This window comes from Streptomyces sp. SudanB52_2052 (assembly GCF_964272415.1).
GTDB classification, from domain to species: Bacteria; Actinomycetota; Actinomycetes; order Streptomycetales; family Streptomycetaceae; genus Streptomyces; species Streptomyces olindensis.
On sequence record NZ_OZ186796.1, the window covers coordinates 1,335,651 to 1,359,113 of the forward strand.

At 71.5% G+C, this 23,463-nt stretch carries 17 protein-coding genes; 10 read left to right on the forward strand and 7 right to left on the reverse strand.

Annotated elements, in window-relative coordinates:
* Window positions 1-82: 82 nt before the first annotated feature.
* A complete protein-coding gene (locus ACSUPV_RS05890) occupies window positions 83-1,213 on the forward strand; it encodes an ATP-grasp domain-containing protein (RefSeq protein WP_436947063.1) in 1,131 nt (376 codons plus the stop codon).
* Here the strand turns inward: ACSUPV_RS05890 and ACSUPV_RS05895 are convergent.
* The 5 genes from ACSUPV_RS05895 to ACSUPV_RS05915 form a co-directional block, all read right to left on the reverse strand.
* Window positions 1,210-2,079 (reverse strand): sulfotransferase family protein, encoded by an 870-nt coding sequence (locus ACSUPV_RS05895; protein WP_382610279.1) that lies wholly within the window; start codon window positions 2,077-2,079, stop codon window positions 1,210-1,212. The genes ACSUPV_RS05890 and ACSUPV_RS05895 overlap by 4 nt on opposite strands.
* Window positions 2,080-2,220: 141 nt before the next feature.
* Window positions 2,221-3,471, reverse strand: a complete 1,251-nt coding sequence (locus ACSUPV_RS05900; RefSeq protein WP_436947064.1) for an alpha-L-fucosidase — start codon at window positions 3,469-3,471, stop codon at window positions 2,221-2,223.
* A 2-nt stretch (window positions 3,472-3,473) separates the two neighbouring features.
* The gene (locus ACSUPV_RS05905; RefSeq protein ID WP_436947065.1) at window positions 3,474-6,515 is read right to left on the reverse strand and encodes a glycoside hydrolase family 38 C-terminal domain-containing protein; all 3,042 of its coding nucleotides are present in this window, start codon (window positions 6,513-6,515) and stop codon (window positions 3,474-3,476) included.
* Window positions 6,516-6,536: 21 nt separating this feature from the next.
* Window positions 6,537-7,874 carry a 6-phospho-beta-glucosidase gene (locus ACSUPV_RS05910; RefSeq protein WP_436947066.1) on the reverse strand — a complete coding sequence of 446 codons (1,338 nt, stop codon included), beginning with the start codon at window positions 7,872-7,874 and terminating at the stop codon, window positions 6,537-6,539.
* A complete protein-coding gene (locus ACSUPV_RS05915; RefSeq protein WP_031112193.1) occupies window positions 7,871-8,635 on the reverse strand; it encodes a DeoR/GlpR family DNA-binding transcription regulator in 765 nt (254 codons plus the stop codon). Before ACSUPV_RS05915 ends, ACSUPV_RS05910 begins: the two co-directional genes overlap by 4 nt.
* A gap of 149 nt (window positions 8,636-8,784) precedes the next feature.
* On the opposite strand from ACSUPV_RS05915, the gene ACSUPV_RS05920 reads away from it, so the two are divergent.
* The 9 genes from ACSUPV_RS05920 to ACSUPV_RS05960 all read left to right on the forward strand — a co-directional run bounded on the left by ACSUPV_RS05920 (window position 8,785) and on the right by ACSUPV_RS05960 (window position 21,503).
* Window positions 8,785-9,837: a carbohydrate kinase family protein gene (locus ACSUPV_RS05920; protein WP_031112192.1), complete on the forward strand. Its 1,053-nt coding sequence runs from the start codon at window positions 8,785-8,787 to the stop codon at window positions 9,835-9,837.
* Between the two features lie 47 nt (window positions 9,838-9,884).
* Window positions 9,885-11,162 (forward strand): ABC transporter substrate-binding protein, encoded by a 1,278-nt coding sequence (locus ACSUPV_RS05925; RefSeq protein WP_037769440.1) that lies wholly within the window; start codon window positions 9,885-9,887, stop codon window positions 11,160-11,162.
* A 124-nt stretch (window positions 11,163-11,286) separates the two neighbouring features.
* On the forward strand, window positions 11,287-12,171 hold the full coding sequence (locus ACSUPV_RS05930; RefSeq protein ID WP_031112190.1) for a carbohydrate ABC transporter permease: 885 nt from the start codon (window positions 11,287-11,289) through the stop codon (window positions 12,169-12,171).
* Window positions 12,168-13,016 (forward strand): carbohydrate ABC transporter permease, encoded by an 849-nt coding sequence (locus ACSUPV_RS05935; protein WP_031112188.1) that lies wholly within the window; start codon window positions 12,168-12,170, stop codon window positions 13,014-13,016. Before ACSUPV_RS05930 ends, ACSUPV_RS05935 begins: the two co-directional genes overlap by 4 nt.
* Window positions 13,017-13,122: 106 nt before the next feature.
* On the forward strand, window positions 13,123-14,025 hold the full coding sequence (locus ACSUPV_RS05940; RefSeq protein WP_382610291.1) for an alkaline phosphatase family protein: 903 nt from the start codon (window positions 13,123-13,125) through the stop codon (window positions 14,023-14,025).
* A complete protein-coding gene (locus ACSUPV_RS05945) occupies window positions 14,022-16,955 on the forward strand; it encodes a glycoside hydrolase family 2 TIM barrel-domain containing protein (protein WP_436947067.1) in 2,934 nt (977 codons plus the stop codon). Before ACSUPV_RS05940 ends, ACSUPV_RS05945 begins: the two co-directional genes overlap by 4 nt.
* Window positions 16,956-16,986: 31 nt before the next feature.
* Window positions 16,987-18,822: a LamG-like jellyroll fold domain-containing protein gene (locus ACSUPV_RS05950; protein ID WP_436947068.1), complete on the forward strand. Its 1,836-nt coding sequence runs from the start codon at window positions 16,987-16,989 to the stop codon at window positions 18,820-18,822.
* A 16-nt stretch (window positions 18,823-18,838) separates the two neighbouring features.
* Window positions 18,839-20,539, forward strand: a complete 1,701-nt coding sequence (locus tag ACSUPV_RS05955; protein ID WP_436947069.1) for a PHP domain-containing protein — start codon at window positions 18,839-18,841, stop codon at window positions 20,537-20,539.
* 136 nt (window positions 20,540-20,675) lie between these two features.
* A complete protein-coding gene (locus ACSUPV_RS05960; protein WP_031112179.1) occupies window positions 20,676-21,503 on the forward strand; it encodes a PaaX family transcriptional regulator in 828 nt (275 codons plus the stop codon).
* Here the strand turns inward: ACSUPV_RS05960 and ACSUPV_RS05965 are convergent.
* The gene (locus tag ACSUPV_RS05965) at window positions 21,494-21,949 is read right to left on the reverse strand and encodes a MaoC family dehydratase (RefSeq protein ID WP_031112177.1); all 456 of its coding nucleotides are present in this window, start codon (window positions 21,947-21,949) and stop codon (window positions 21,494-21,496) included. The genes ACSUPV_RS05960 and ACSUPV_RS05965 overlap by 10 nt on opposite strands.
* Window positions 21,950-21,957: 8 nt before the next feature.
* Window positions 21,958-23,460 carry an acyl-CoA synthetase gene (locus tag ACSUPV_RS05970; RefSeq protein WP_382610303.1) on the reverse strand — a complete coding sequence of 501 codons (1,503 nt, stop codon included), beginning with the start codon at window positions 23,458-23,460 and terminating at the stop codon, window positions 21,958-21,960.
* Between the last annotated feature and the right edge of the window lie 3 nt (window positions 23,461-23,463).

The following is a 23,463-nucleotide window of genomic DNA, read 5'->3' on the forward strand; positions in this document are numbered from 1 at the left end:
GGGGCGGTTTGGTGTCCCTCCATACGTCCTGCCCGGGCACGGGCTGCTCAGCCCTGCCCGCGAACCGTGAAAGGCGGCCTGCATGGTCTCTCGCGTACGCGTCTGGCTCAACCGCACGTACGCGGAGAACGTGTTCTTCATGGATCAGCTGCGGAGAAATCCCAGCGACCGGGCCGTCGAGATCCATGCGACCCACGGTGACCCGGACTCGCCCGTGCTGGCCGCCGCCGACACCGCCGAACTGGAACCCGAGAACCTCTCCCCCGCCGGGTACGTCGAGTACGCGCTGGACCAGTGCGCGCGGCGCGGCATCGACGTGTTCGTGCCCCGGCTGCACCAGTCGGCGATCGTCGCGCACCGCGCCGAGTTCGAGGCGGCGGGTACGGCGGTGCTGGCGCCGCCGCCCGAGGCGGTGGCCATTTTCCAGGACAAGGTGATCGCCTACGAGGCGGTGCAGGCGATCGGCGTTCCGGTGCCGCCGTGGTGGCGGGTCCGTTCGGGTGACGAACTGGTCGCCGCCGTCGAGGAGTTGGAGGCCGGCGGGCACAAGGCGTGCTTCAAGCCGGCGTCCGGGGCGGGCGGCGTGGGCTTCCGCGTGATCACCCGTACGCCGTTCTCGCTGATGCACCTGGGCGGCTTCCCGACCCCGTACGTGCAGCTCGACCTGGTCCTCGAGGCGCTGCGGCGGGCCGAGGAGCCGGTCGACTGGCTGGTGATGCCGCGCTTGGAGCAGCCCGAGGTGTCGGTGGACTGCCTGACCGGTCCGGACAGCCGGGTCCGGCTGGCGGTGGGCCGCACCAAGAACGGCCGTCGCCGGGGCTTCACGCTGAACGAGCAGTGGCTGGACCCGGCGCGGCGGATCGCGGAGGGCTTCGGGCTGCACTACCTGTCCAACATCCAGTTCCGCATGTACGGCGACCGGCCGGTCCTCATGGACGTCAACACCCGCCCGGCCGGCGGGCTGCACCAGCTGTCGTTGTGCGGGGTCAACGCCCCGTGGGCGGCGGTGCAGCTGGCGCTCGGCGAGGACCCGGGCGAGATGGTTCCGCCGTTCCTGGGCCAGGACTACACGGTGGTGTCGGGGCCGCGTCCGCTGCGGCCGGTGTCGCTGCCGCAGCAGCGGCCGGAGGCGACGGAACCGCTGCCCACGGTGCCGGTCGACTCCGTCGAGGCCCCCGCGCAGACCACGACCGTGGAGGCCCTGCGGCTCTAGACGCCGTACCCCCACGCCTCGGCGAGTTCCCGCAGGCGTGGGGGCAGGTCGACGTCCGGGGCGGCGGTGCGGGCGGACTGGATGCGGCCGGACTTGATGGTGCTGGACCAGTCGCCGAGCTGTGGGCGGAAGGTGCCGTGGTCCTTGCTGCCGTAGTCGAGCATGCCGGGCTCCCAGGGGAGGCCGAGGTGGTCGCAGATGCCCCGGGTGACCCGCTCCGGCTCGGCGGTGAGCTCCTCGTAGGTGATCACGTGGGGGCCGAGGTTCCGGCGGGCCTCCTCCAGCTTCTCGCTGTAGTCGAGGACTTCGGCGCGGATGGCCTCGTGGTCCGGGTCGGCGCGGCGTTCGGTGAGGGACGTGATGACGGCGCCGGGGTGGCGGAGCAGCAGGATGTAGCGGGCGTTCGGCCAACATCGGCGCAGACGGGGCCAGATGAGGGTGTTGGGCGGGGTCTTGTCGACGATGACGTCCTTGCCGCTGCGGGTGAGTTCGAGGTGCAGCACCCGGTCCCACAGCACGTGCTCCAGCTCGTCCTTGTCGAGGTGGAGGGCCCGCATGGCGTCCGCGGTGAAGTCGCGGGAGAGGTTCACGTGCACGGTGCGCAGGTGCATCTCGTGCGGGGCGCGGATGCGGCTGTGGCTGTTGAGCAGGACCCGCAGCAGGGTGGAGCCGGAGCGCACCGACGACAGCACGAAGACCGGTGAGTCCACCAGCCGGGGTGCGGGCGGGGCCGTGTAGGGGTCGACGGCCGGGCGGGGAGCGGGGATGGCGTCGAGGGTCCGGCGCGGGGGACTCACGGCCTGCATCACCAGCCTTCCGCGACGCTTCAGTCCCTTGCCGATCGCGGACATACGCGGGTCTCGCACCGTGACACCTTTCTTTCGCCGGGCATTCCGCATCCCAGGGGGACCGGGCGAACTTCAGATGTCCACCAGGCGAACCGGCGTGCTCACGGGCGTCCACATACCGCCCGTGAGCAGGCCACTTACCGGTTTCTTAAACTTTCGTCAGAACCGGCCGGCTCCGCGGTACAGCTCCAGTTCCCCTTCCAGTTCGACGGCCAGCACCGTGGCGTGCGGGTCGAGGTCCGCCGCGGCGGGGGGCTGGATCCAGAGGATGCCGGGGGTCTCGTGGAGGCCGCCGGTGATCTCGTGGGCGAGTTCCGTGCCGCTGCCCAGGACCGAGACGCGGCGGACACCGCTGAGCAGGCCGCGGACGTTGATCTCGGCGCGCGGGGCGTCGAAGAGGGTCAGGTAGAGGGTGCGGCGGTCCTTGGACAGGGTGCTCGGGCCGTAGTGGTGGCCCGGCGGGAGTCCCCGTTCGGTGCCGTACACGGCCTCCGCGTGCCGGGCGATCCAGTCGCCGAGGCCTTCCAGCCGTTCCCGCTGCTCGTCCGTGATCGTGCCGTCCTCGCGCGGGCCGACGCTGAGGAGCAGGTTGCCTCCGCCGCCGATGGTCTCGGTGAAGTAGCGGATGAGCTGGTCGACCGACTTGTGGTGGTGGTCGTGGTGCTGGTGGCCCCAGGAGTCGTTGATCGTCAGGCACAGCTCCCAGGGGCCCTCCGGCGGGATGACGGGGGCGCCCTGCTCGGGGGTGGCGTAGTCGCCCTCACTGAGCATGCGGGCGTTGAAGACGACGTCCGGCACCTCGGAGCGGATGAGGGCGGCGAGTTCGCGGATGCGCCACTGCTCCTCGCTGCGGTCCCACTCGCCGTCGAACCACATCAGGTCCGGCGCGTAGCGGCTGGTGAGTTCGCGGATCTGGCCGTCCCGGTAGGCGAGGAACCTCTCCCAGGCGTCGAGGTCCTCGTCCTCGGCGGCGACCTCCGAGTAGCGGTTGTCCTCCAGCTCCGGCGGGCGGCCGGGCTTGCGGGTGGAGGCGTAGTCGGGGTGGCTCCAGTCCGAGTGCGAGTAGTACAGGCCGACCTTGAGGCCCTGCTCGCGCAGGGCGTCCGCGTACCCGCCGATCAGGTCCCGGCCCACGTTCAGGTCGCCGTACGCGGTGTCCCACAGGGCGACGCCGTCGTGGTGGCGGCTGGTCAGCACGGCGTACTTCGCGCCGGCCCGCGCGAAGAGCTTCGCCCAGTCGCGCGGGTCGTAGCGGGCGGCCGTGAACCGGTCGAGCTGGGACATGTACCGGTCGTAGGGGACGATGTCGTCGTAGAACGACCAGGACTCCTGGACGCCGTCGACGGCGTAGATCCCCCAGTGGATGAAGATCCCCAGCTTGGCGTCCGTGAACCACGGTTGCATCGCCATGGTCAGGCCCTTCGCAGGCGGAGCGTCAGGATCTGGAAGGGCCGCAGGGCGACGGCGACACCGCCGTCCGCCGTCTCGGCGTCCTCCAGCGGGCGCTCCAGCAGGTCGGTGACCTGGGCGCCCGCGAGCGGGAAGCCGGTGCGCAGGACGCCGGTGGCGCGGCCGCCGCGGGACTCGTAGAGCCGTACGACGACATCACCGGAGGCGTCGTCGGCCAGCTTGACCGCCTCCACCGTCACTCCCTCGCCGTCGACGGAGACGACCGGTGCGGGGGCGCCGGCCGCGTCGGCCACGCGGAGGGGGAGGTTGAGGGCGTAGCCCTCGGCGACGGCGTCCTCGATGGTCGCGCCGGGCAGCAGCGCGTAGGTGAGGCGGTGGCGGCCCTGGTCGGCCTCGGGGTCCGGGATGCGCGGGGCGCGGACCAGGCTGAGGCGGACGGTGGTCGTGGTGCCGCCGTCCTCGCGGACCGTGCGGGAGACGTCGTGGCCGTAGGTGGAGTCGTTGATGACGGCGACGCCGTAACCGGGTTCGCCGATGTGCACCCAGCGGTGGCCGGAGACCTCGAAGCGGGCCGCCTCCCAGCTGGTGTTGGTGTGGGTGGGGCGCTGGATGTGGCCGAACTGGATCTCGGCGGAGGAGTGCGGGGCGCGGATGTCGACCGGGAAGGCCGCCTTGAGGATCTTCTCGGTCTCGTGCCAGTCGATGTCGGTCTCGATGTCGATGCGGGGGCTGCCGGCGCGGACGGTGATCGTCTGGGTGATCTTCGAGCCCTTGCCGAAGTCCCGTTCGACGCGGATCGCGCCGATGAGCGGGTCCTGCTCGACGACCGTCACGGACGAGGCGTCGAGGAGGTCCGTGTAGCGGTTCCTGTAGTGCTTGTCGATGTCCCAGGCGTCCCAGTAGTTGGGCAGGTCGGTGTGCAGGCGGAGCAGGTTGCCCGGCTCGGCGAGGACCTCGCGGTCGGCGCGCAGGTCGCGCACGGACGCCAGGGTGCCGTCCTCGGCGACCTCGACCCGGACCAGTCCGTTGTCGAGGACCCGGCCGCTCACCGTCACCGGCTGCGGGGGCTCGGCGTCGGTGAGGGGCGCGGAGCCGCTCGCGGGCACCTCCACGTACACCGGTGCGCCGTCTTCGGTCCGGATCACTTCGGCGCGGTCGCGCGGGCTGGTGTTGAAGACCCGGGGCCCGCCCGGGCCGAGCGCGGCGAGCGCCTCGGCGGTCAGCTCCTGGAGCTCACGGGCGACACGGGCGTACTCGGCCTCGGCCTCGCGGTGCACCCAGGCGATGGAGGAGCCGGGCAGGATGTCGTGGAACTGGTGCAGCAGCACCGTCTTCCAGAGCCGGTCGAGCTTCTCGTACGGGTAGGAGTAGCCCGGCGCGTGCAGCGCGGCGGTGGTCGCCCACAGCTCGGCCTCGCGCAGGAGGTGCTCGGAGCGGCGGTTGCCCTGCTTGGTGCGGGCCTGGGAGGTGTAGGTGGCGCGGTGCAGCTCCAGGTAGAGCTCGCCGACCCACACGGGCGCGTCCGGGTACTCCTCGCGGGCCTTGGCGAAGAAGTCGTCGGGGTGTTCGACGACGACCTTCGCGGAGCCCTCCAGGTCCGCGAGCCGGCGGGCGCGTTCCATGATCTCGCGGGTGGGGCCGCCACCGCCGTCGCCCCAGCCGAAGGGGGCCAGGGAGCGGGAGGCGCCGCCCTTCTCGGCGTAGTTGCGGACCGCGCGGGACATCTCCTCGCCGCTGAAACGGGCGTTGTAGGTGTCGACCGGCGGGAAGTGGGTGAAGATGCGGGTGCCGTCGATGCCCTCCCACCAGAAGGTGTGGTGCGGGAACCTGTTGGTCTGGTTCCAGGAGATCTTCTGGGTGAGGAACCACTCGTTGCCGGCGAGCTTGGCGATCTGCGGGTAGGCCGCGTTGTAGCCGAAGGAGTCCGGCAGCCACACGCCCTTGGTCTCGATGCCGAAGTGGTCCATGAAGAACCGCTTGCCGTGGACGAACTGGCGGGCGACGGCCTCGCCGCCGGGCAGGTTGCCGTCGGACTCGACCCACATGCCGCCGACCGGCGCCCACTGGCCGTTCTTGACCGACTCCTGGATGCGGGCCCACACCTTGGGGTAGTTGTCGCGGACCCACTCGTACTGCTGGGCCTGGGAGCAGGCGAAGATGAAGTCCTCGTACTCGTCGGCGAGGGACGTGACGTTGGAGAACGTGCGGGACGTCTTGCGCTTGGTCTCGCGGATCGGCCAGAGCCAGGCCGAGTCGATGTGGGCGTGGCCGACACCGGAGACGGTGTGCGCGCTGGCGTGCGCGGGCTTGGACAGCACCGGCTTCAGCGCCTCGCGCACAGCGGCGGCCGAGCCGGAGACGTCGTCCAGGTCGAGCAGGTCCATGGCCCGGTCGAGGGCGTGCGCGATCTCGTGCCGGCGCGGGTCGTGCTCGCCGAGTTCCAGCATCAGTTCGCGCAGCACCTGGACGTCGAGGTCGAGGTGCCAGACCTCCTCGTCGAGGACGGCGAGGTCGGCGGCGCGGAAGGTGTAGAGCGGCTTGTCGCCCGCGGTCAGCTTGTCACCGAGGGGCGTGACCTTGGAGAAGTTGTCCGCGAGGATGTCCGGGTTGGAGGCGGCCTCGACCAGGTAGTCGACCGTCTCGCCGCCGGTCGCCGGGTTGGCGATCGGGACGTACTGGTTGAGCGGGTTCACGGCCTTGAGCGGGGTGCCGTCCGTGAGGTGGACGAGGGCCTCGGCCTGGTTGCCGGGCCAGTCGCCCACGAAGCCGAGGTCGATGACGGCCTCGACGCGCTTGCCGGCCCACTCCCGCGGTACCTGTCCGCGCATGCGGAACCAGGTGGTGCCCCAGGGCGGGCCCCACGGGGTGCCCATCGCGAACGGCTCGTAGGACGCGGCGGCGGCCTCCTCGAAGGGCACCGGCTCCCCGGGAGCCTGCCACGCCTCCACCTGGAAGGGGACGGTGGCCGCGTAGACCGCGGTCTTGATGCGCTGGTCGTGGAGGCGCTGCACGCGCTCTTCGATCCGGCGGCTTTCGTCATGCATGGGACAGGTCTCCTGAGGGCTCTACTTGAGGTAGGCGAGGCCGGGGTGGACGGCGGTGTATCCGTCGACGAGGCGCCGGGCCACGTTGACGGAGTCGACGAGCGGGTGCAGGGCAAAGGCTTTCACAGCGGTCGCGCGGGAGCCGGACTCGGCGGCGGCCAGCACCTCGCGCTCGACCGCCTTGACCGCGCAGACCAGGCCGGTGGCGTGGTCGGGCAGCGGGTCGACGGTGACGGGGTGGGCGCCGTTGGCGTCGACGAGGCAGGGGGCCTCGATGACGGCGTCCGTGTCCAGGACCGACAGCGTGTGCTGGTTGCGGACGTTGAGGATCAGGGTGGTGCGCTCGTCCCGGGCGATGGCCCGCATCAGGGCGAGGGCGACCTTCTCGTAGCCGCCGGACAGGTCGTCCTCGTCGCGTTCACCGGCGCCCGCGGTCTCCCGGTTCTCGGCCATGTAGGTGGCCTCGCGCTCGGCGCGGGTGTCGTCCCAGACCCTCAGGGCGGGGGCGTCGGGGTTGCGCATCTCGGCGTAGAAGCGGGCCTGCTGGTCGTGCAGGAAGGCCCCGCGGGTCTTCTCGGCCTGCTGGTAGGCGCGGACGGCCTCGCGGTTGAAGTAGTAGTAGTGCAGGTACTCGTTGGGGATCGCCCCGAGGGAGCGCAGCCAGTCGGTGCCGAAGAGCTTGCCCTCCTCGAAGGAGCCGAGCAGGTCGGGGTCGGCGAGCAGGCGCGGCAGCTCGTCCCGGCCGGCGACGCGCAGGCCGCGGACCCAGCCGAGGTGGTTGAGGCCGACGTAGTCGATCCACGCCTCCTTCGGGTTCGCGCCGAGCACCCGGGCGATGCGGCGGCCGAGGCCGACCGGGGAGTCGCAGATGCCGATGACGCGGTCGCCGAGGTGGCGGGACATGGCCTCGGTGACCAGGCCGGCCGGGTTGGTGAAGTTGATGACCCACGCCTCGGGCGCGAGCCGGGCCACCCGCCGGGCGATGTCCTCGGCGACCGGGACCGTGCGCAGGCCGTAGGCGATGCCGCCGGCACCGACCGTCTCCTGGCCGAGGACGCCCTCGGCCAGCGCCACCCGCTCGTCGTCGGCTCTGCCCTTCAGTCCGCCGACGCGGATCGCGGAGAACACGAAGTCGGCGCCGGTGAGGGCCTCGTCGAGGTCGGTGGTGGCGGTCACCTCGGGGGCGTCGGGGACACCGGCCGCCTGCTCGGCGAGGACGCGCGTCACCGCCGACAGCCGTCCGGCGTCCAGATCGTGCAGGACGACGTGGGTCACCCGGCCCTCGGCGTGGTCCTGCAGGAGCGCCCCGTACACCAGTGGCACGCGGAATCCTCCGCCGCCCAGAATCGTCAGCCTCACGCTTGCACCTTTCCCGCCACGACGACCTCGACGCCCGCCTCCTGCAGGGAGGCCCGCGTCGCCGTGTCGACCGGCTCGTTCGTCACCACCACGTCCAGGTCCTCGGGACCGCAGACCTTCGCCATGCCGTGCCCCGGGAACTTCGCCGCGTCGGCGAGCAGCACGACCTTCTCACCGGCCTTGATCATGGCGCGCTTGACCGGCACCTCCACGACGGTGGTGTCCATGACCTGCCCGCCGGGCCGCACGCCGCTGGTGCCGAGGAAGAGCCAGTCGGCGTGCAGCTGGCGCAGGTTGTCCTCGGTGAGGAAGCCGACCAGGGAGCGGTACTCGCGGCGGACCATGCCGCCGAGCAGGACCAGCTCGATGCCCTCGTCGTCGGCGAGCTCCTCGTAGACCACCAGGTTGCTGGTGATCACGGTGAGGCGGCGGCCGTGCAGCTGCCGGGCCAGGCGGTAGGCGGTCGTCCCGATGTCCAGCAGCACCGACTGGCCGTCGCTGATCATCGCCGCGGCGCGCTCCGCTATGGCGTCCTTCTCGGCCACGCGCACCTCGGCGACCTCGGCGAAGGGCTGGTCGCCCTCCTCGACCACGGCGCCGCCGTGGACACGCGTCAGCAGGCCGTCCTCCTCCAGTTTCACCAGGTCACGCCTGATGGTGGCCGGGCTCACACCCAGCTGCTCGGAGAGGTCGGTCACAGCTGCGGGGCCGCCGGAGCGCAGGGCCCGCAGGATGAGTTGGTGTCGTCGTTCTGCCAGCACGCGGTGCACACTACTCGTCATCTTCAATCAATGCCATGCTCATTTCTGCTCGGGTATTGACCAATCTCTCCGATCGGCGCACGATTCCGCTCACCGAAATGAAGAGTTTTGACGATCTCCGTCGAGGCCCCGAGCGAGAGGACGCATCCGTGGACGACGACCGGCCCGATGTGCTGCTGACCGGGCTGCTCTTCTACGACCTCGTCCTCACGGGGCTGGGAAAGCCGCCGACGCCGGGCGAGGAGATCTGGACCCGGGGCATGGGCTGCGGCCCGGGCGGCATCGCGAACCTCGCGGTGGCCGCCTCCCGTTTCGGCCTCCGGACCTCCCTGGCCACGGTGTTCGGCGACGACTTCTACGGCGAGCACTGCCGCGACGTCCTGTGCGACCAGGAAGGCGTCGACCTCTCGCTCTCCCGTACGGCGGACGACTGGCCGACCCCGGTCACCGTCTCCGTCGCCTACGGCCAGGACCGGGCCTTGCTCACCCACGGGCAGGAGCCGCCGTACTCGCAGGACGTGCTGATGGGCGACCCGCCCCAGGCGCGGACCGCCCTGGTGCACCTCGAGGCCGAGCCCCGCGAGTGGCTCGCCAAGTCCGCCGCGAACGGCACGCGGATCTACGCCGACGTCGGCTGGGACCCCACCCAGGAGTGGTCGACGGCCCTCCTGGAGCAGCTGGCCCTGTGCCACGCCTTCCTCCCGAACGAGGCCGAGGCGATGGCCTACACCCGCACCGACACCGCGGTGGCCGCGCTCGGCACGCTCTCCGAGCTGGTGCCGGTCGCCGTGGTCACGCGGGGCGGGGAGGGGGCCGTCGCCGTCGACCAGATCACCGGCGAGTACGCGGAGGTCCCGGCCCTGGACACCGACGTCCTGGACGCGACGGGCGCCGGGGACGTCTTCGGCGCGAGCTTCGTCGCGGCCTCGCTCGGCGGCTGGCCGCTGGCGGAGCGGCTGCGGTTCGCGGTGCTCGCCGCCGGACTGTCCGTCCGGCACCACGGCGGGGCCCTCGCCGCCCCGGGCTGGTACGGCGTGGACCGCTGGTGGCGCTCGCTGACGGACCCCGACCTCCGGCGGGCGTACGGCTTCCTGGCCGACCGCATCCCGGCCAACGTCGGCCCCGCGGTGCGCCACGCCCCCGTCACCCCGCCGGCCCCTCTCATGCCCCTGGGTCCGGGCGCCCCCGAACGGCGGCACTGACCCCCGAATCCCCTCAGCACGTCGAACAGCAACAACAGGAGTGACCCGTGGATCTTTCCCGTAGAGGCTTCCTCCAGGCCGCCGCGCTCACCGCGGCCGCCTCCGGCCTGACCGTCGCGTGCGGCAACGGCTCAGGCTCGGCCGGCACCAAGAACGGCAAGAACCTCACCATGTGGTACTGGGGCGGCGCGCTGAGCGACAAGGTGGTCGCGGAAGCCAGGACGCACTTCAGCAAGCAGGTGAAGCTGACCGTCGCCTCCATCGGCGGCGACTTCAAGCAGAAGCTGACCACCACTCTGGCGGCGGGCACCTCCGTGCCCGACATCACCGGCATCAAGGGTGAGGACATCGCGTCCTTCCTGCCCAACGCGAACCGCTTCCTCGACCTGAACGACCTGGGCTTCAAGAAGGTCTCCTCCCAGTACCTGGAGTGGAAGACCAAGCTCGCCCAGACCGAGGACGGCAAGCAGATCGGCTTCCCGATCGACATCGGCCCCACCGCGCTCTTCTACCGCGCGGACCTGTTCGACAAGGCCGGGCTGCCCACCGACCCCGACAAGGTCGCCGCACAGGCCGGGACCTGGGACGAGTACTTCGCGCTCGGCACCGAGCTGGGGAAGAAGCTGCCCGGCACCTACCTGATCAACAACATCAGCTCGGTGTTCAACATCGCGGTCGGCCAGGGCACCGAGCGGTTCATCGACAGGGACAACCGCTTCATCGGCGACCAGGACCACATCCGCCAGGCGTGGAACACGGCCGTCCGCCCCTACACCCTCGGCATCGACGCCAAGATCAACGACAACACCTGGAACGCCGCCATCGGCAAGAACCTCACCACCGAACTCGGCGCGGCCTGGCACGCGCTGGACATCGAGCAGGCGGCCCCGAAGACCAAGGGCGACTGGCGGGTCTGTGCCACGCCCGGCGGACCGGCCAACCAGGGCGGCTCCTACCTGGCCCTGCCCAAGCAGTGCCGCAACCCCGAAGAGGCATTCAAGATCATCAGCTGGATCCTCAGCCCGGAGAACGACGCCCGCGGCTTCGCCGACGCCGCGATCTTCCCCGCCGCGCCGGCCGCGTACTCCATGCCGGCCATGACGGGCGGCGACCCCTTCTTCGGCGGTCAGAAGGTCATCGAAGTCTTCGGCCCGGCCGCCAAGTCCATCCCGGCCGCCTACGAGGCACCCGCCGACGCCGCCGTCATGGCCCCCTTCATGACCGGGCTGACCAGCATCGAGGCCAAGGGCGTGAAGCCCGACGACGCCTGGAAGGACGCGGTCGCCCAGGCCAAGCAGATCGCCCGGCGACAGGGGGTGAAGTGAGGTGACGTCACCTCCGGTCACCGGTCCCGCCGCGGTGCCCCAGCACCCCGGCGGGCCGGGCCCGGCCCGCTTCCGCCCGCGGCGCACACCGCCCGCGGGCGCCGTGCGGCCGACGCGTCGCCGGGTGCTGTCCTACTGGCGGCAGTACCTGGCGATCTCGCCCTTCTTCCTGATCTTCATCGGCTTCTCGTTCTTCCCGGTCTTCTACTCGCTGTACCTGGCCTTCCAGCGCTGGGACGGCATGGGCACCATGCAGTTCGTGGGACTGGACCAGTTCCGGTTCCTGTGGTCGGACCCGGTCTTCTGGCTGTCGATCCGCAACACCCTGGTGATCTGGGTGCTGTCCACCGTTCCCACGCTGTTCGGCGCCCTGGTGCTGGCGACGCTGCTGCACTCGGTGCGCCGCTTCAAGGGCTTCTACCGCATCGCCCTCTACGTACCGAACGTCACCTCGATCGTCGCCGTGTCGATCTTCTTCGGCGCGGTGTTCAGCAACAACTTCGGCCTGGTCAACGCGATCCTGGGCGTGGTCGGCATCTCGCCCGTCCCGTGGCTGAGCAATCCGTGGCTGATCAAGCTGGTCATCGCGCTGCTGATGACGTGGATGTGGACCGGCTACAACATGATCATCTACCTGGCCGGTCTCCAGGCCATCCCGACACAGATCTACGAGGCGGCCAAGCTGGACGGCGCCGGGCCGATCCGTACGTTCTTCCAGATCACCATGCCCATCATGCGGCCCATCATCCTGTTCACGGTCGTCATCTCGACCATCAACGGCCTGCAGAGCTTCAGCGAACCGCAGGTCCTGTTCGGCAGCAACGCCGCCAACCCCAACCTCGGCGGCCCCGGCCAGGCGGGCCTGACCACGCTGCTGTACTTCTACCAGTCCGCTTTCGTCAACAACGACTACGGCTACGGCGCCGCCATCGTGTGGGCCTTCTTCGTCCTGATCCTGGTCATGGTCGTCATCAACTGGCGCGTAGTGCAGCGCGGGAGGAAGTCATGACCGCGGTGGTCACCAGGCGGTCCCGGCGCCCCAAAGGCCTGACCGCGCACATCGTCCTCGTCCTGGCCGTCCTCATCTCGGTCTTCCCGTTCCTGTGGACGATCGTCATGGCGACGAACACCACCGAGGACATCTACAAGAGCCCGCCGAAGCTGACCTTCGGATCCCACCTGCTGGAGAACATCCGGCACGTGCTCGACACCATCGACTTCTTCGGGTCGATGCTGAACACGGTCGTCGTCGCGTCGGTCACCACCGTCCTGGTGCTGTTCGTCGACTCGCTGGCGGCCTTCGCCTTCGCCAAGTTCGACTTCCCCGGGCGCCGGGTGCTCTTCGCGACGCTGCTGGGCTTCATGATGCTGCCGCTCCAGCTGGCCGTCCTGCCGCAGTTCATCCTCATGTCCGACATCGGCTGGGTCGGTTCGCTCAAGGCGCTCGTCCCGCCCGCGCTCGCCAACGCCTTCGGCATCTTCTGGCTGCGCCAGTACATCGAGAACGGCGTACCGGACGAACTCCTCGACGCCGCGCGCATCGACGGCGCCGGGTTCTTCCGCCAGTACTGGAACATCGTGCTGCCGATGATCAAGCCGGCGCTGTCCTTCCTCGCCATCTACGCCTTCGTCGGCGCCTGGAACGACTACATCTGGCCGCTCGTCGTGCTCACCGACCCGGGCCACCTCACCCTCCAGGTGGCGCTCGCCCAGCTGCACGTCGGCCACACCACCGACTACAGCATGGTCATGGCCGGCGTGCTCATGGCGTCCGTCCCCCTGGTCGTGGTCTTCACGATCTTCGCCCGGGGCTTCATCGCGGGCGCGACGGAGGGAGCGGTGCAAGGAAGCTGAGGGGGGCGCCCCGAAAGGGGCGCGGGGAACTGCGCGATCAACCACAGCGGACGCGCACCCAAGAACCGACAGTCGGTCCCGAGCTCTTGGACGAGAGGGGTAGGCAATGCCAGACGCCGAGGTCACCGCGCACGGCAAGGTCCTCGTCGTCGGCATGGACGGCCTGCGCCACGACCGGCTGACCCGCTCCCCGGCCACCGCACCCGTACTGCACGGCCTGATGACCCGCGGAGCCCACGGCACCAGCCTGCTCCCCTACGGCCGGGCCGAGGACGGACCGTCGGCCGACGCGGCCTACACCGACTCCGGGCCCGGCTGGTCGAGCGTGCTGACCGGGGTGTGGCCCGACCGGCACGGCGTGACCGGCAACGACTTCCTCGGCTCCGACTACACCCGCTACCCCGACTTCCTGAGCCGCGCCGCCACCGCCCGGCCCGGTCTGCGCACGGCGGCGGTGGTGTCCTGGCCGGAGCTGGTCGACCGGGGCGTCCTCGGCGCCGCCATCGGCCGGCGGGTGCGCCACGACGGCGAGTCCGACGGCTACACCACCGCGGACCGCCTCGTCGCCGACACCGCCGTCCGCTGGCTCACCGAGGACGACCCGGACGCCCTGTTCGTGTACTTCGGCGCCACCGACGAGGCCGGCCACGCCACCGGCCCCCTCTCCCCCGCCTACGACGAGGCCCTCCTCGCCCAGGACGCCCACCTCGGGCGGCTCCTGGCGACGATCGACGCGCGACCCGCCCACGAGCACTGGACCGTGCTGGTCACCACGGACCACGGCCACCTCGACTCCGGCGGCCACGGCGGCGACACGCGTGCCGAGCGGGAGGTCTTCGTCATCCTCGCCGAGCCCGGCGCGCCCGGCGGCACCCGGCTCGACACCCCCCGCCTCATCGACATCGCCGCCACCGTCCTGGACCGCCTCGGCATCCCCGCCGACCCCGCCTGGGAGCTGCAGGGGCGCGTTCTGGCCCGGCCCACCGCCCCGACTTCGGAATGGTCATGAACGACGCACCCCTCGATCCCCTGATCGCCCTGCGCCCCTGGGCGGCACCCGAGCTGACCTCCTGGGGGCGACTGCCGACGAACGCCGTGGACCGGCGTTCCGGAGCCGTCTGCCTCGACGGCGACTGGCGCTTCCAGTTGCTCCCCGCCCCGGACGCCCCGCTCGGGGAGGTCTGGTCGTCGTCGTACGTGCCCGGGGTCTGGACCATGCAGGGCACGGACGACCTTCCGCGGTACCTCAACGTCCGCATGCCGTTCGCCGAGTTCCCGCCGGACGTGCCCGCCGCGAACCCGACGGGCGTCCACGAGCGCGCGGTGGACGTGCCGGCCGAGTGGGCCGGGCGGCGGATCGTGCTCCAGGTGGGCGCCGCCGAGAGCGTGCTGCTGGTGCACGTGGACGGGCGGCCCGTCGGGATCTCCAAGGACTCCCACCTGGCCGCCGAGTTCGACCTCACGGGCGTGGTGCGCCCCGGCGAGCGGGCCGTGCTGCGCCTGACCGTCGTCAAGTGGTCGGACGCCTCGCACATCGAGGACCAGGACCAGTGGTGGCACGGCGGGATCACCCGGTCGGTGCTGCTGTACGCCACCGACCCGCTGCATCTCGCGGACGTAACCGTGCGCGCCCGGCGGGACGGGGAGCTGCGGGTGGACTGCCGGGTGCGGGACGCGGGCGGAGCGCTGCCCGAGGGCTGGTACGTCAGCGGGGAGCTGGACGGGCAGCTGCTCACGCAGGACGCGGAGTTCGACCGGGCCAACGCCGAGGACGAGCGCGTCTCCGGCTTCCTCGGCGAGGCCCGGCTGCGGGCCGCCGTGCCCGACGTGCGCGTCTGGAGCGCCGAGACGCCCGAGCTGTACGAGCTGACCGTGCGGCTGCACCGCGCCGACGGCACCGTCGCCGACACCTCACGTCACCGGATCGGCTTCCGGGACGTCGAGATCCACGGCCGGGACCTGCTGGTCAACGGCGAGCGCGTGTTCATCCGGGGCGTCAACCGGCACGACTTCCATCCGCTGACGGGACGGACCGTGTCGTACGACGACATGCGCGCCGACCTCGTGCTGCTCAAGCGGTTCGGCTTCAACGCGATCCGCACCGCGCACTACCCGAACGACCCGGCCCTGTACGACCTGGCCGACGAGCTCGGCTTCTACGTCGTCGACGAGGCCGACATCGAGTCCCACGACCACGCGCACGAGATCGCCGACGACCCGCGCTACCTGGGCGCGTTCGTCGACCGTGTCGCGCGGATGGTGCTGCGCGACAAGAACCACCCGTCCGTCATCGTCTGGTCGCTGGGCAACGAGTCCGACTACGGCGCGAACCACGACGCGGCCGCGGGCTGGGTCCGTCGGCACGATCCGACCCGGCCCGTGCAGTACGAGGGCGCGGCCAAGCTCGGCTGGGCCGACCCGGACGTGGCCTCCGACATCGCCTGCCCGATGTACGCGCCGCTGCCGGAGTGCATCGCGCACGCCATGTCGGGGACGCAGACCAAGCCGCTCATCCAGTGCGAGTACTCGCACGCGATGGGCAACAGCAACGGCACGCTGGCGGACCATTGGGCGGCCATCGAGGCCACCCCGGGTCTTCAGGGCGGGTTCATCTGGGAGTTCTGGGACCACGGCATCCTCCAGCGTGTGAACGACGGCAGACCGGCCGGGCGTGGGGGCGCCGGGCTCTACGACAACGGTGTCGCCGCGCCCGGGCACCGCTGGGCGTACGGCGGCGACTTCGGGGAGACGGACCACGACGGCGCGTTCATCGCCGACGGTGTCGTCTTCCCCGACCGCACCCCCAAGCCCGTGATGTTCGAGCACCGGGAGATCGCCGCGCCCCTGCGGATCGACTGCTTCCGGCACGAGGGCGTCGTCCTGAGCAACCACCAGCACTTCCGCGGCCTGGACTGGCTGTCCGGCGAGTGGGAGTTGTCCCTCGCCGACGGCGGCACCCTGACGGCACCCGCCGAGCTGCCCGACCTGCGCCCGGGTGAGACGGCCGCCGTGCCGCTGCCGTTCGCGCTGCCCGAGGACGGTGGCGAGGCGTGGCTGACGCTGCGGGTCACCACGGCCGGCGACGAGCCGTGGGCGCCGCGCGGCACGGTCGTGTGCCTGCCCCAGGTGCGGCTGCGGGCGGCACCCCAGATGGCGCACACCCCGGTCGGGAACCGGCAGGTCGAGGTCGACGAGGACGGCCTGCTGCGCCATCCGCTGCTGACGGCCGCGCCCGTGCTGTCCCTGTGGCGCGCCCCGACCGACAACGACGAACTGGGCGGCATGGCGGCCCGCTGGCGGGACTGGGGGCTGGACGCGCCCACCCGCAAGGTCGTCGCCGTGCGGCGCGCCCCGGGGCGCGTGACCGTGGTCGCCGACCACGTCTGCGCGGGCGGGACGGTCCGGCACGAGCAGGTGTTCACGGCCGTCGAGGACGGGCTGCTCGTCGAGGAGTGCGCCGAGCTGCCCGAGGCGCTGCACGACGTGGCCCGGGTCGGCTCGGTGTTCGAGACGGTCGCCGGGCTGAACCTGTGGGAGTGGTTCGGGCAGGGCCCCTGGGAGTCGTATCCCGACCGGGCCGCGGGCGCGCCCGTCGGGCACCACGCGCTGCCGGTGGACGAGCTGTTCACGCCCTATCTGCGGCCCCAGGAGAGCGGCGGGCGGCACGGCGTACGGCGGTTCACGCTGTCCGCGCCGGACGCCACCGGCCTCGCCGTGCGGCTCGACCGGCCCCGCCAGGTCTCCGTGACCCGGCATCGCGCGGCCGACCTCGCCGCCGTCGCGCACCACGACGAACTGGTGCCGCGGGCCGGGTGCGTGGTGCACATCGACGCGGCGCACCGCGGGCTGGGCACGGCCTCGTGCGGGCCCGACACCTTCGCCTCGTACCTCGTCCCGGCCGGTGTCCATCGCTGGAGCTGGACGCTGCGCGTTCTCTGAGTTCCTCCCCCCGTCACCTCATGGAGCACCCGTGTGCACTTCGCATGACCACGACCTGGGCGAGGCGCCCCAGGCCGGTGCCGGCAGACGCAGTTTCCTGCGGGCGACCGCGCTGCTCGGCGCCACCGCCGCCGCGGTGAGCGCGCTGCCCGCCGTCACCGCCGAGGCGGCCGCGTCGAGTTGGCGCCCCGACCCGGACAGCCGTCGCTTCACGCTCGCCGTGATGCCCGACACCCAGTACCTCTTCGACGGGCCGAGCATCGACAGGGCGCCGGTCGAGGCCTCGCTGCGCTATCTGCTGGAGCACGGCCGGGAGGAGAACATCGTCTTCCTGTCGCACCTCGGGGACCTCACGCAGAACGGCGCGAAGGAGGAGTTCGCGGCGATCGGTGAGGTGTTCCGGCTGCTGGACCGGCGGGGCGTCGGCTACAGCGTCCTGGCCGGCAACCACGACGTGAGGTCGTCGACGAGCGACCAGCGCGGTGCGACACCGTACCTGGACGCCTTCGGGCCGCGGCGGTTCGCGGGGCAGCGGACGTTCGGCGGTGCCTCCCCGGACGGCTACAACTCCTTCCACCTGTTCACGGCGGGCGGCCGGGAGTGGATGGTGCTCGCGCTGGACTGGCGGCTGTCGCCGCAGGGATACGCGTGGGCGAAGGAGGTCATGGCGCGGCACCCGAGGACGCCGGTGATCCTCACGACCCACGAACTGGTCGTCGAGGACGACGCGTTGTCGGCCTACGGGCAGCAGCTGTGGGACGAGCTGATCGAGGACCACGACCAGATCTTCCTCACGCTCAACGGGCACTACTGGCCCGCCGCCCGGGCCACCCGCAGGAACGCGGCCGGGAACGACGTCCACCTGCACCTGACGAACTACCAGAACCGCTATTTCGGCGGCGCTGCGATGATCCGCCTCTACCGCTTCGACCTGGATCGGAACGTCATCGACGTGGAGACGGTCTCCCCGTGGATCCTGGGCCGGGCGAAGAAGGGGCTCAACGAGCTGGAGCGGCAGGAGATGGAGCTGAGCGGCGACGCCGACCGGTTCTCCGTCGAGATCGACTTCCAGGAGCGCTTCTCCGGGTTCGCGCCCGTGTCCGCGCGGCCGGCGCGGCCCGTGTCGAAAATGCTGGTGCCGGGCACCGTCGCCTACTGGCGTTTCGAGCAGCCCGTCGACGGCGCGGACGGCACGGTCCGCGACCTGTCCGGGCGCGGCAACGACCTCTCGCTGGTCACGGTGGGCGGCGGGGTGCTGGGCTGGTCCGCCGACCACCACCCCGACCAGCCGGGCCACGGCAGCCTGGAGTTCCAGGGCTTCAAGTCGCCGTTGAAGGGCGCCTATCTGCGCACGGTCGACGGCGCCCCGCTCAACCGGGCCACCTTCGAGGACGGTTACACCATCGAGGCGTTCTACCGGCTGCCCGCCGACTGGGAGCCGGACCACAACGCCTGGTCGGGTCTGGTGAGCCGGACGGGCACGGGCGGCGCGGCCGGCAAGACCGCCGACGACCCCGACGAGCCGCTCGCCACGCTGTCGCTCTCCAACGACCGCGAACCGCAGTGGGCGATGCGCCCGCTCAACCAGGAGGGCATCGCCACCAACTGGGGCCAGGAGACCCCGCTGGAGACCTGGTGGCACCTGGCCGTCGTCAATGACGGCACGCACACCACGCTGTACGTCGAGGGCTGCCCGGTGGTCCGCAATCCCAGGGCGTCCGCGGTCGGCATCACCTCCGTCGGCCTGCCCTGGCTGCTCGGCGGCTACGAGTACGGCGGGAAGATCGACCAGATCCTGCGCGGACGGCTCGGCGACGTCCGGATCGTCGCCCGGGCACTGCCCGTCACCTCCTTCATGAACCACTGACCGGCGAGGACCCGTGATGACCGAGCAGCAGTTGCCCGCCTGGGCCGACCCGTCCGTCTCCCCCGCCGCCCTCGATCCGCAGGGCGTCTCCCGCCGCGGGCTCCTGCGTCGCGCGGGCCTGTTCGGCGCCGCCTTCGCCCTGGGCTCGGCGGCGCCCCCGGTCCTGGCGGCCGGTGCCGGTGGACGGCTGGGCGGCGAGGACCCGCGCCTCGCCTACCTCGTCGGCGACCATCACATCCACACCGTCTACAGCCACGACGCCAAGTACACGTTCTCCCAACTGGCCGCCGCGGGCGCGAAGTACGGCCTGGACTGGATGGTGTTCACCGAGCACTCCAACTTCGGGCACGCCGACTTCGGCGCGGCGCTGGAGCACGAGGAGATCCTCCGGGCGCGGGCGGAGAACCCGCGCCAGCTGATCTTCCAGGGCCTGGAGTGGTACATCCCGGCGGCCGAGCACTGCACGGTGTTCACCGCGCCCGGCCCGCACGAGGTCGACGTGCTCACCCGTTTCGAGCGCGCCTACGACGGCAAGCTCCTCGCCTACGACAAGGGCGGCCCCGCCGACGCGGACACCGCCCGCAACGAGGCGCACGCCGTGAAGGCCCTCAAGTGGCTGGCCGAGCAGCGCCGTTCGGGCTACGTCGACGACGTCCTGGTCCTCGCCAACCATCCCATGCGCCTCGGCATCGACTCCCCGCACGAGATGCGCAACTGGCGGGACGCGGCCCCCGGCATCATGATCGGCATGGAGGGCGCGCCCGGCGCCCAGGGCGCGGCCATCCCCGGCTGGCGCGGGGCGAACTCGATCCGCGGCGAGTACGAGAACAAGCCGTCCGCGCAGTCCTGGCCCGGCTACCCGGCGGACGCCTACCTGACCTACGGCGGCTTCGACTGGGCGACCGCGACCGTCGGCGGGCTGTGGGACTCGATGCTCGCCGAGGGCCGGCTGTTCTCCGTCACCACCAACTCCGACGCCCACCGGATCGTCTTCGACACCTGGAAGAACGGCGACTGGCAGCCCGGCCAGAGCTTCGACACCACCGGGAAGCTGCCCGACCCGGTGAACACCACCACCCCGCAGCCCGGCAGCGACTTCTGGCCCGGCCAGTTCAGCCGCACCCACGTGGGGGTGACGCGCTACGGCTACCGGGCGGTCATGGCGGGGCTGCGCGCGGGCCGCGTCTGGGTCGACCACGGGCATCTGCTCGACGGGCTCGACGTCCGGCTGAAGCGGGAGCGCGACCGGGGCCGGGGTGTGACGCTCGGCGGCCGGCTGCGGGTCCGCGCGGGCGAGAGGCTGACGCTGGAGGTCACGGTGACGACCGCCTCCCGCCCCAACCCGCAGGGCATCCTGCCCGAGTTGGCGCACGTGGACGTCATCCGCGGCGCGGTGCGCGGGCCCGTCACCGACCGCGACTCCTGGAAGGCCCCCGACACGCGGGTCGTCCGGTCGCAGGACGTGTCCGGCCGCACGGGCACCTACACCCTGCGCATCCCGCTCACCGCGGGCGAGGAGTCCTTCTACGTCCGGCTGCGCGGCAGCGACGGCAACCGGCACGGCACCGGCTACCTCGGCGCCGCGGTCGACCCGCACGGGCCGGTGCCGCACGCGCCCGGGGACGGTGACCCGTGGGCCGATACGTGGTTCTATGCGAACCCCGTGTTCGTCGACGTGGAAGGGGGGTCGACGGGCGGCCGGTCACCGGCCCGGTGACGAGTCTGTAAACGCTGCCAGCAGCGGCGGCACCCTGCGGGTGCGGATGATCCCGCCCGGGGTGTGCGCGGTGGCGACGGCCGTGCACGCGTACCAGCAGGTCACGGACTGATCGGGCGGAGGTACGGTGGGCCGCGTGACCGGTGAAGAGTCGCTGCGGCCCCAGTCCCTCATGCTGACGTTCCTGGGCGACCAGGTGCTCGGCCGTGACGTGTGCGTGTACTCGGGCAGCGTCATCGACGTGTTCGCCCGCGCCGGGATCGGCGAGCAGGCCACCCGGTCCACGCTGACCCGCATGGTGGGCCGGGGCCTGCTGCGCCGCCAGCGCGAGGGCCGCCGCATGTACTTCGGGCTGACCGAGCGTTCGGCGGCGGTGCTGCGCGACGGCGAGCGGCGCATCTGGCAGACCGGTGCCGTCAACCGGCACTGGGACGGCACCTGGACGCTGCTCGGCTTCTCGCTGCCCGAGTCCTGGCAGCGCCAGCGCCACGACCTGCGCTCCCAGCTGACCTGGAGCGGCTTCGGCCCGCTGTTCAACGGCCTGTGGATCGCCCCGGGCGAGGTCGACGTGTCGGCCCTGGTGGCCGAGCTCGGCCTGTCCGCGCACGTGAAGGTGTTCCGGGCGCACGCGGACGCCGGCATGGACATCGGCCAGATGATCGAGGAGACCTGGGAGCTGTCCGACCTGGCCGCCGGCTACGCGGGGTTCGTACGGCGCTGGCAGCCCTGGGAGGACGGTCTCCCGGAGGCCGACGAGGCGCTCGTGCTGCGGCTGCGGCTCCAGACGGAGTGGCTGCGGATCGTCCGGCGGGACCCGCGGCTGCCCGTCAAGCACCTGCCGGACGACTGGCCGGCGGAACAGGCCGAGAAGACGTTCCGGGCCGTGCACGAGCGGCTCTCACCGCTCGCCCGTGCCGCCTCGGAACGCCTTCTGGACCTGGTGCCCGCGCGGCCTCAGGCGTAGAACCGCGACAGGCTCTGCAGCACCGCGGCCGGCTTGCCGCCGCCCTCGATCTCGATGGCGCCCTCGACGGTGATCTGCACACCGCCCGCCACGTCCTCGACCTCGGCGAGCCTCGCCGTGAGCCGGATGCGGGAGCCGGCCTTCACCGGAGCGGGGAAGCGCACCTTGTTCAGGCCGTAGTTGACCTTCGTCGTCACGCCCTGGACGTCCAGCAGTTCGGTGAAGAGCGGGATGAAGAGGGAGAGCGTGAGGTAGCCGTGCGCGATGGGGGCGCCGAAGGGGCCCTCCTTGGCGCGCTCGGGGTCGACGTGGATCCACTGGTGGTCGCCCGTGGCGTCGGCGAAGGTGTCGATCCGCTCCTGGGTGACCTCGATCCACTCGCTGGTGCCGAGGTCGCTCCCGGCGAGCTTCTTCAGTTCGTCGAGGCCGTTGACGGTGATGCTCATACGGTTCCTTACTGGTTGCCGTAGCGCTTGCGCACACGGGACTTGAGGAGCTTTCCGGAGGCGGTGCGGGGCAGTTCGTCCGCCAGCACCACCGATTTCGGGATCTTGTACTTGGCGAGGTGTCCCGCGAGCCCGGCGAGCACCTCGTCGGGGTCGAGCGCGGCGCCCGCGCGGGGCACGACGACCGCGCGCGGCACCTCGCCCCACTTGTCGTCCGGCACCCCGATCACCGCGCACTCGACGATGTCCGGGTGGGCGAGGAGCCGGTCCTCGATCTCGGCGGGGTAGATGTTCTCGCCGCCCGAGATGATCATGTCCTTGATGCGGTCGACGATGTGGACGTATCCGTCCTCGTCGACCTGGGCGGCGTCGCCGCTGCGGAACCAGCCGTCCGCGAAGGACGCGGCCGTCTCCTCGGGCAGCCCCCAGTAGCCGGGCATCACGTGCGGCCCGCGCACCACGACCTCGCCGACCTCGCCGACGTCGACCGGCGTGAGGTCGGGCCGTACGACGCGGACGTCGCTGAAGAAGTGCGGCACGCCCGCCGACCCCGCCTTGCTCACGGCGTGCTCGGCGTCGAGGAAGAGCGTGCCGGGGGCGGCCTCGGTCATGCCGTAGCCCTGGAGGAAGGTCAGACCACGCTCCTGGTAGGCGGCGATCAGCGGGGTCGGGACCGGGGAGCCGCCGCAGGTCAGGATCCGCAGCGACGACAGGTCGGCGGCCGGCCAGCGCGGGTGCCGGGCCACCTGGTCGAACATGGTCGGCACACCGAACATGAAGGTGATCCGGTGCCGTTCGATCAGGTCGAAGGTGGCGTCCGGGTCGAACGCCTCGACCAGGACGCAGGTGCCGCCCTTCAGCAGGACCGGCAGGGTCAGCATGTTCAGCCCGGCCGTGTGGAACAGCGGGGCCGAGACCAGGGCGCGCTCGTCGGCGATCAGGTCGGTGTCGACGAGGACGTTGACCGCGTTCCAGGTGAGGTTGCCGTGGGTGAGCATGGCACCCTTGGGGCGGCCGGTCGTGCCCGAGGTGTACATGATGATGCAGGTGTCGTCGGCGCCGACGGGTTCGTCGATCGGCTCCGCGGACGCCTCGGCGATCGCCGCCTCGTACTCGGGCCCCACCTCGACGTAGGCGCGGACGTCCGTGCTGCCCGGCAGGCCCGCGACCAGACCGGCGTGGGACGGGCCGTAGACCAGGGCCTTCGCGCCGGAGTCGGCGAGCTGGTACGCGATCTCCGGCCCGGCGAGGCGGATGTTGAGCGGGACGAAGACAGCGCCGAGCGTGCCGGCCGCGAACAGGGTCTCCAGGTAGGAGGGGTGGTTCGGGCCGAGGTAGGCGATCCGGTCGCCGCGGCGCACGCCCCGGGCGCGCAGGGCGTGGGCCAGGCGCGTGGTCCGGGTGTGCAGCGTGCCGTAGTCGATGGCGTGCTCACCGTGGATCAGGGCGGTGCGGTGCGGGGTCTTGCGGGCCCGGCGTGCGGGCCACGACCCCAGTCCCTCGTTGCGCATGTC

Coding starts and splice junctions, on each gene's coding strand:
- ACSUPV_RS05970 (WP_382610303.1), bottom strand. CDS start 23,460: ATGCGCAACGAGGGACTGGGGTCGTGGCCCGCACGCCGGGCCCGCAAG.
- ACSUPV_RS05900 (WP_436947064.1), bottom strand. CDS start 3,471: ATGGCGATGCAACCGTGGTTCACGGACGCCAAGCTGGGGATCTTCATC.
- ACSUPV_RS05955 (WP_436947069.1), top strand. CDS start 18,839: ATGACCGAGCAGCAGTTGCCCGCCTGGGCCGACCCGTCCGTCTCCCCC.
- ACSUPV_RS05905 (WP_436947065.1), bottom strand. CDS start 6,515: ATGCATGACGAAAGCCGCCGGATCGAAGAGCGCGTGCAGCGCCTCCAC.
- ACSUPV_RS05890 (WP_436947063.1), top strand. CDS start 83: ATGGTCTCTCGCGTACGCGTCTGGCTCAACCGCACGTACGCGGAGAAC.
- ACSUPV_RS05940 (WP_382610291.1), top strand. CDS start 13,123: ATGCCAGACGCCGAGGTCACCGCGCACGGCAAGGTCCTCGTCGTCGGC.
- ACSUPV_RS05935 (WP_031112188.1), top strand. CDS start 12,168: ATGACCGCGGTGGTCACCAGGCGGTCCCGGCGCCCCAAAGGCCTGACC.
- ACSUPV_RS05965 (WP_031112177.1), bottom strand. CDS start 21,949: ATGAGCATCACCGTCAACGGCCTCGACGAACTGAAGAAGCTCGCCGGG.
- ACSUPV_RS05945 (WP_436947067.1), top strand. CDS start 14,022: ATGAACGACGCACCCCTCGATCCCCTGATCGCCCTGCGCCCCTGGGCG.